Source organism: Delftia sp. WSY_16, assembly GCF_043104415.1.
GTDB lineage: Bacteria > Pseudomonadota > Gammaproteobacteria > Burkholderiales > Burkholderiaceae_C > Comamonas > Comamonas tsuruhatensis.
In genome coordinates this window covers 349,485-357,185 of record NZ_JBICKS010000030.1, presented here as the reverse complement: position 1 = coordinate 357,185, position 7,701 = coordinate 349,485, and the positions used below count along the sequence as shown (strand labels likewise).

The following is a 7,701-nucleotide window of genomic DNA, read 5'->3' as shown; positions in this document are numbered from 1 at the left end:
AAACCCCGTAGCCCAAAGCTACGGGGTTTTTTGCATTGGGGTGCAGGAAACGGGGAAACAGGCAGAACAGCCAAAACGGACAGCTCAACGGAACACCCGAAAACGGACAACCCAAAAAAGAGAGCGCTGACGCGCTCTCTTTTTATTCCTGCCGGGCTTCTTCGCCGCACCCGGATGCAACATCCGGCGCAGTTTCCTGCGGACAATTCCGCTAGCATTGACGTTAACGTCAACGTCGCATTCCCATGGCCGCCGGCTGTGGATGCCGGCGGACTCTCCAGCCATGTCGACCACCTACACCATCAGCGATCTTGCCAAGGAGTTCGATCTCACGACCCGGGCCATCCGCTTCTATGAGGACATGGGCCTGCTTGAGCCCGAGCGTGCCGGGCCTGGCGGGCGCAATCGCGTCTACAGCGCGCGTGATCGCACACGTCTTCGCCTGACCTTGCGGGCCAAGCGGCTGGGACTGTCTCTGAACGAAGCCAAGGAGATCATCGATCTCTACGACAGCCCCCGTGACACGGGCGTGCAACTGCGCAAATTCCTGGAGGTGCTGGCTGTGCACCGTCGCCAGCTCGAAGACCGCCTGGCCGATCTGCAGGCCAACCTGGCCGAGGTGCGAGAGCAGGAATCCGAGGCCCGCACTTTGTTGAAACACCTGGATGGGAAAAATGCTTCATAATTGACGTTTACGTAAACGTAATTTGTGAGGCTTGCCTTGACCGTGCCCCGCCTGGAACCTGCCAACAGCGACTTTGCCCGCCGTGTGCAAGACAGTTTTGCACGCCAGGGCGCGATGCACACCCTGGGCGCCGAGCTGTCCTTGCTGGAGCCCGGTGCCGTCGATGTCTGCCTGGACTGGGCGCCCGGACTGACGCAGCAGCATGGCTTTTTGCATGCCGGCATGGTTTCCACGGCGCTGGATTCCGCCTGCGGCTACGCAGGGCTGACCCTGATGCCGGCCGATGCTGCCGTGCTCACCATTGAATTCAAGATCAACTTGCTGGCCCCTGCCAAGGGCCAGCGCTTTCGCATGGAAGGCCGTGTGCTCAAGCCGGGCCGCACCATCACCGTGACCGAAGGGCGCGCCTACGCCATCGACGAAGGCCGCGAGAAACTGATTGCCACCATGGGCTGCACGCTGATGTGCGTGCAGGGCCGCGATCTGGCCGATTGAGCCGGGCGGCGTTCTTTCCCCCAATTTCCACAGGAGACATGAGATGAGCCTTTCCAACCTGCCGGGCCTGAACTTCCAACTGGGCGAGGACATCGACGCGCTGCGCGATGCCGTGCGCGAGTTCGCACAGGCCGAGATTGCACCGCGCGCCGGCGAGATCGACCGCGACGACCAGTTCCCCATGGACCTGTGGCGCAAGTTCGGCGACCTGGGCGTGCTGGGCATCACCGTGTCCGAGCAGTACGGCGGTGCCGACATGGGCTACCTGGCCCACATGGTGGCGATGGAGGAAATCTCGCGTGCCAGCGCATCGGTGGGCCTGTCCTACGGCGCGCACAGCAATCTCTGCGTGAACCAGATCAACCGCAACGGCAATGAAGCGCAAAAGGCCAAGTACCTGCCCAAGCTGATCAGCGGCGAGCATGTGGGCGCGCTGGCCATGAGCGAGCCCGGCGCCGGCTCGGACGTGATCAGCATGAAGCTCAAGGCCGAGGACAAGGGCGGCTACTTCCTGCTCAACGGCACCAAGATGTGGATCACCAATGGTCCCGATGCCGACACCCTGGTGGTCTACGCCAAGACCGAGCCCGAGCTGAACGCCCGCGGCGTGACTGCCTTCCTGATCGAGAAGGGCATGAAGGGCTTTTCCATTGCCCAGAAGCTGGACAAGCTGGGCATGCGTGGCAGCCACACGGGCGAGCTGGTGTTCGAGAACGTCGAGGTGCCGGCCGAGAACGTGCTGGGCGGCTTGAACAACGGCGCCAAGGTGCTGATGAGCGGCCTGGACTATGAGCGCGCCGTGCTGACGGGCGGGCCGCTGGGCATCATGCAGTCGGTGATGGACAACGTAGTGCCCTACATCCATGACCGCAAGCAGTTCGGCCAGAGCATCGGCGAGTTCCAGCTCATCCAGGGCAAGGTGGCGGACATGTACACCGTGCTGCAAGCGGGCCGCTCCTTTGCCTATACGGTCGCCAAAAACCTCGATCTGCTGGGAACCGAGCATGTTCGCCAAGTTCGCAAGGATTGCGCCAGCGTCATCCTGTGGTGCGCCGAGAAGGCGACATGGATGGCCGGCGAAGGCGTTCAAATCTATGGGGGTAATGGGTATATCAACGAATACCCACTGGGTCGCCTCTGGCGGGATGCGAAACTCTATGAGATCGGCGCCGGCACCAGCGAGATCCGTCGCATGCTGATCGGCCGCGAGCTGTTCGCAGAGACCTGCTGATCTTTCGCCTGCCTGCTGCGCCGTTCTTGAGTTTGACCCCAACAAAAGGATTGTTTATGAGCACAACCTCCATCGAAGAGCTGTTTGTCCACAACCGCGAATGGGCCCAGCAGGTGGAGCGTGACCGGCCCGGTTTCTTCACTGGGCTGATGGCGCAGCAAAAACCCCGCTACATGTGGATCGGCTGTTCCGACAGCCGCGTGCCCGCGAACCAGATCACGGGCCTGGAGCCCGGCGAGGTGTTCGTGCACCGCAACGTGGCCAACGTGGTCGTGCCCAGCGACCTGAACTGCCTGTCCACCATCCAGTACGCGGTGGACCAGCTCAAGGTCGAGCACCTGATGGTCGTCGGCCACTATGGCTGCGGCGGCGTGCTGGCGGCACTGGAGGATGTGCGCGTGGGCCTGGCCGACAACTGGATCCGCCACGTGAAGGACGTGCGCGACAAGCACCAGGCGCTGCTGGCCAGCCTGTCGCCGCAATGGCGCCATGACGCGCTGTGCGAGCTCAATGCCATCGAGCAAGTGATCAATGTGGCGCAGAGCACGGTGATGCAGGATGCCTGGGCGCGCGGCCAGAAGGTCACGCTGCACGGCTGGTGCTATGGCCTGAAGGACGGCCTGATCACCAATCTGCAGATGACCGTGCCCGGTGTCGGCGGCATCGCCAACATCCATGCCGAGGCTGTCGAGCTGGTCGCCAGCCGCCAGCGCGACTGAGCGGCCATGGCAGGCGGGACCCCGGGAGACTTCATGCCGATGCCTGCCCAGGACACCCTGCTTGCCCATGACATCGCGCGGGCGATGATGGATGGCTTCAACCGCCATTACCGCCTGTTCCGCGCCGAATCGGCCCGCGCCAAGCACCGCTTCGAGACGGCCGACTGGCTGGGCCAGCAGCGCGCGCAGCGCGAGCGCATCGAGTTCTACGACCTGCGCGTGCGCGAATGCGTGCGCCGGCTTGAAAAGGAGTTTTCGGCCGGCGCCCAGCCCATGCCGGTCTGGCAGCAGATCAAGCGCCACTACATCGGGCTCATGGTCAACCACCTGCAGCCGGAGCTGGCCGAGACCTTCTTCAACTCGGTCACCACCAAGATCCTGCACCGTACGCACTTCCACAACGACTTCATCTTCGTGCGGCCGGCCGTCAGTACGGAATACATAGAGAACCAGGAGCCGGCCGCACGCCCGGCCTACCTGGCCTTCTATCCCACGCGCGAGACACTGTCGCAGACGCTGCGCGAAGTCGTGGAGCAGTTCGCGCTGCAGCGCCCCTTTGAAGACCTGGAGCGCGACATCGCCCGCCTGGCCGAGCGCCTGGAGCCCCAGCTGCAGGCCATGCGCCTGTACGCCAACTTCCAGATCCAGGTGCTGTCCAGCCTGTTTTTCCGCAACAAGGGCGCCTACATCGTCGGCAAGATCATCAACGGCTTTGCCGAGCTGTCCTGGGCCGTGCCCATCCTGCATGGGGACAACGGCCGGCTGGTGCTGCATGCGGCCCTGTTCGGCGAGAAGGACCTGCACGGCCTCTTCAGCTTTGCGCGTGCCTACTTCATGGTCGATACCGACGTGCCCAGCGCTTACGTGCAGTTCCTGCGCAGCCTCATGCCGCGCAAGCCGCGCGCCGAGCTGTACAACGCCCTGGGCCTGGCCAAGCAGGGCAAGACGCTGTTCTACCGCGACTTCCTGCACCACCTGCGCCATTCGCGCGACCAGTTCCGCATCGCGCCCGGCATCAAGGGCATGGTCATGCTGGTGTTCGACCTGCCCAGCTTTCCCTATGTGTTCAAGCTCATCAAGGACCGGTTCGCCGCGCCCAAGGAGATCACCCGCGAGCAGGTCAAGGCCAAGTACCGCCTGGTCAAGCAGCACGACCGCGTGGGGCGCATGGCCGACACGCTGGAGTACAGCCTGGTGGCCTTCCCGCGCGAGCGCTTCTCGGAGGCGCTGATCGCCGAGATCCTGGAGCACGCGCCCAGCCAGGTCGAGATCAGCGACCGCGACGGCGATGGCCGGCAGGAGGTCATCATCTCCCACCTCTACATAGAGCGGCGCATGGTGCCGCTGAACCTGCTGCTGCAGGAGTGCTTCGATGACGGGCTGGACCTGCCGGGACCGCGGCAGCGGCTGGAGAGCGCCGTGATCGAATACGGAAATGCCATCAAGGACCTGGTGGCCGCCAACATCTTCCCGGGCGACATGCTGTGGAAGAACTTCGGCATCACGCGCGGCGGCAAGGTGGTGTTCTACGACTACGACGAGATCGAATACCTGACCGACTGCCATTTCCGCCAGGTGCCTGCGCCGCGCAACGAGGAAGACGAGCTCAGCGGCGAGGTCTGGTATCCCGTGGGCCCGCGCGATGTGTTCCCGGAAACCTTCTCGCCCTTTTTGCTGGGCAATCCGGCCGTGCGCGAAGTTTTCATGCGCCACCATGCCGACCTGCTCGATCCCGCCTTCTGGCAGGGGCACCAGCAGCGCATCCGCGAAGGCCACGTGCACGACGTCTATCCCTACGAGCGCAGCCGCTGGCTGGCCTGACCCGTTTGTTTTCCCCTCACCATCACCACATCCAGGAGATAAGCATGCAAGACCCCATCGTCATCGTCGGCGCAGCCCGCACCCCCATGGGCGCATTCCAGGGCGACTTCGCCGATCTCGCGGCCCACGATCTGGGCGGCGCCGCCATCAAGGCCGCCGTGCAGCGTGCCGGCGTGGCGCCGGAGAAGGTGGACGAAGTGCTGTTCGGCAACTGCCTGATGGCGGGCCAGGGACAGGCGCCTGCGCGCCAGGCAGGCTTCAAGGGCGGCCTGCCGCGCAGCACGGGCGCCGTGACCCTGTCCAAGATGTGCGGCGCCGGCATGGAGGCCACCATCCTGGCCCATGACCAGCTGGTGGCGGGCAGCCGCGATGTGGTGGTCTCCGGCGGCATGGAGAGCATGACCAATGCGCCCTACCTGCTCAAGAAGGGCCGTGGCGGCTACCGCATGGGCCACGACAAGGTCTATGACCACATGATGCTCGACGGTCTGGAGGACGCCTACGAGCCGGGCCGCTCCATGGGCACCTTTGGCGAGGACTGCGCCGCCAAATACCACTTCACGCGCGAGCAGCAGGACGCCTACGCCATCGAAAGCGTCAAGCGCGCCCAGGCCGCCACGGAAAGCGGCGCCTTCGCGGCCGAGATCACGCCCGTCACCGTCTCCACGCGCAAGGGCGATGTCACGGTCAGCATCGACGAAGGCCCGGCCAAGGCCAAGCTGGACAAGATCGCCAGCCTCAAGCCCGCCTTCAAGAAGGACGGCACGATCACGGCGGCATCGAGCTCCAGCATCAACGACGGCGCCGCCGCCCTGGTGCTGATGCGCGAGTCCACGGCCAAGGAGCTGGGCTGCAAGCCGCTGGCGCGCATCGTCGCCCATGCCACGCATGCCCAGGAGCCCGAATGGTTCACCACGGCCCCCGTGGGCGCCACGCAGAAGGCCCTCAAGAAGGCCGGCTGGACGGCGGCGGATGTGGACCTGTGGGAAGTCAACGAAGCCTTTGCCGTCGTGCCCATGGCCCTGATGGCCGAACTGGGCGTGCCGCGCGACAAGGTCAACGTCAACGGCGGCGCCTGCGCGCTGGGCCACCCCATCGGCGCCAGCGGTGCGCGCATCCTGGTCACGCTGCTGCACGCCCTGCAGGCGCGTGGCGGCAAGCGCGGCCTGGCCACGCTGTGCATAGGCGGCGGCGAAGGAACAGCCATGGCGATAGAAATGGTCACCCCCTGAGGCGCTGCGCGCCCTCCCCCTGAAAGGGGGACGACACCCTCGGTGCGGGGCGGCGCGGCCGGCGTAGGCCCTTCCTCGGTGTCTCTGATTTGCATTGCGCCAGTTTTATGGGCAGCGCCACAGACGTCCAGAGAGCTAGACTTGGATCGGCCGATCCGCTATTACTTTGACCTCTCGACCATGATCACCAGCGAAGAACAGTTGCGCAGCCTGTATGCCATGCCGGCCGAAAGGGCCTTGCTCAAGCAGCAGGTGGACCTGGACCGGCATTGCCTGCGCTTCATTGCGCTGTCGCCGCTGTGCATCGTGGCCACGGGGGGCGCAGCGGGCTCGCTGATGGATGCCTCGCCGCGCGGCGGAAAGCCGGGCTTCATCAAGGCGCCCGACAACCAGACGCTGCTGATCCCCGACTCGGGCGGCAACAACCGCCTGGACAGCTTCAGCAACCTGATCGCCGATCCGCGCATCGGCCTGCTGTTCATGGTGCCGGGCTTCGACGAGACGCTGCGCGTCAACGGCGTGGCCAGGCTGCGTGACGAGGCCCACTACACGGCGCTGTTCGCCAACGAAGGCTTCCGGCCCAAGATCGTTCTGGAGATCCAGGTGCAGGAGGCCTATCTGCACTGCGCCAAGGCCCTCATGCGCGCCCGGCTCTGGAAGCCCGAGTCCCAGGTGCCGCGCAACGTCATGCCGTCTGTGAACCAGATGGTCCACCAGCAGATCGGCCTGCCTGCGCCCACCGAGACGCAGGAGGCCATGGTCGAGCGCTACGAAAAACAGATCGCGGGCGAGCAGGGCCGCTGACCGTATTCCATTTGAAAGGTCGAAAGACATGGCAGTCACTCTGGTGTTGGGAGCCTCGCGCGGGCTCGGTTTTGCCTTGGTAGAGGCCTATACGGCCCAGGGCCGCAGCGTGGTCGCCACGGTGCGCAGCGAGGCCGATCGCGAGCGCGTCGAAGCCACGGGCGCCAAGGTGCTGCTGGTGGATGTGGCCGATCCGGCCAGCGTCAGCGGCCTGGCCTGGCAGCTCGATGGCGAGAAGATCGAGCTGGCGCTGTACGTGGCCGGAGTGTGGGATGCCCACAGCTCGGCCACGCCGCCCACGCGCGAGCAGTTCGACCGCGTCATGCACACCAATGTGCTGGGCGCCATGCAGGTGCTGCCCCAGGTGGCGCCGATGGTCGAGGCGGCGGGCGGCGTGTTCGGCCTGTTCTCCAGCGAGATGTCGCTGCTGGCCGGCGCCGAATCCGACGCCTGGCTCTACCGCGTCAGCAAGGCCGCTCTCAACATGGTCGTGGCCAGCGCCCAGCCGCAATGGCCCGGCGCCACCGTGGTCGCGCTGGACCCGGGCTGGGTGCAGACCGACATGGGCGGCGAGTCCGCCACCTTCACCGTGGAGCAAAGCGTGCAGGGTCTGGTCCGCACCCTGGCCGGCGTCACGCCGGCTGATCGGGGCCGCATGCTGCGCCACGACGGGCAGCGCATCGCCTGGTAGCTGCGGCCGGGACAACGAACAAC

General features: G+C 65.3%; 8 protein-coding genes. All 8 read left to right on the top strand.

The features are described 5' to 3' along the window. Positions 1-283: 283 nt before the first annotated feature. The 8 genes from ACF8O7_RS17015 (at position 284) to ACF8O7_RS16980 (ending at position 7,678) form a co-directional block, all read left to right on the top strand. Positions 284-685, top strand: a complete 402-nt coding sequence (locus tag ACF8O7_RS17015) for a MerR family DNA-binding transcriptional regulator (protein WP_013800379.1) — start codon at positions 284-286, stop codon at positions 683-685. Positions 686-721: 36 nt separating this feature from the next. Next, the gene (locus ACF8O7_RS17010) at positions 722-1,180 is read left to right on the top strand and encodes a PaaI family thioesterase (protein WP_016452801.1); all 459 of its coding nucleotides are present in this window, start codon (positions 722-724) and stop codon (positions 1,178-1,180) included. A 43-nt stretch (positions 1,181-1,223) separates the two neighbouring features. Next, the gene (locus ACF8O7_RS17005) at positions 1,224-2,411 is read left to right on the top strand and encodes an isovaleryl-CoA dehydrogenase (RefSeq protein WP_013800381.1); all 1,188 of its coding nucleotides are present in this window, start codon (positions 1,224-1,226) and stop codon (positions 2,409-2,411) included. Between the two features lie 56 nt (positions 2,412-2,467). Then, a complete protein-coding gene (gene can, locus ACF8O7_RS17000; protein WP_016450015.1) occupies positions 2,468-3,130 on the top strand; it encodes a carbonate dehydratase in 663 nt (220 codons plus the stop codon). A gap of 33 nt (positions 3,131-3,163) precedes the next feature. Next, positions 3,164-4,951, top strand: coding sequence for a bifunctional isocitrate dehydrogenase kinase/phosphatase (aceK, locus tag ACF8O7_RS16995; RefSeq protein ID WP_392443888.1), 1,788 nt, complete (start codon positions 3,164-3,166; stop codon positions 4,949-4,951). 44 nt (positions 4,952-4,995) lie between these two features. Next, positions 4,996-6,183: an acetyl-CoA C-acyltransferase gene (locus tag ACF8O7_RS16990; RefSeq protein ID WP_016450017.1), complete on the top strand. Its 1,188-nt coding sequence runs from the start codon at positions 4,996-4,998 to the stop codon at positions 6,181-6,183. Between the two features lie 180 nt (positions 6,184-6,363). Further along, complete coding sequence (locus tag ACF8O7_RS16985) at positions 6,364-6,987, top strand: pyridoxamine 5'-phosphate oxidase family protein (protein WP_016450018.1); 624 nt, start codon at positions 6,364-6,366, stop codon at positions 6,985-6,987. A 28-nt stretch (positions 6,988-7,015) separates the two neighbouring features. Then, positions 7,016-7,678: an SDR family oxidoreductase gene (locus ACF8O7_RS16980; RefSeq protein ID WP_016450019.1), complete on the top strand. Its 663-nt coding sequence runs from the start codon at positions 7,016-7,018 to the stop codon at positions 7,676-7,678. Positions 7,679-7,701 lie beyond the last annotated feature (23 nt).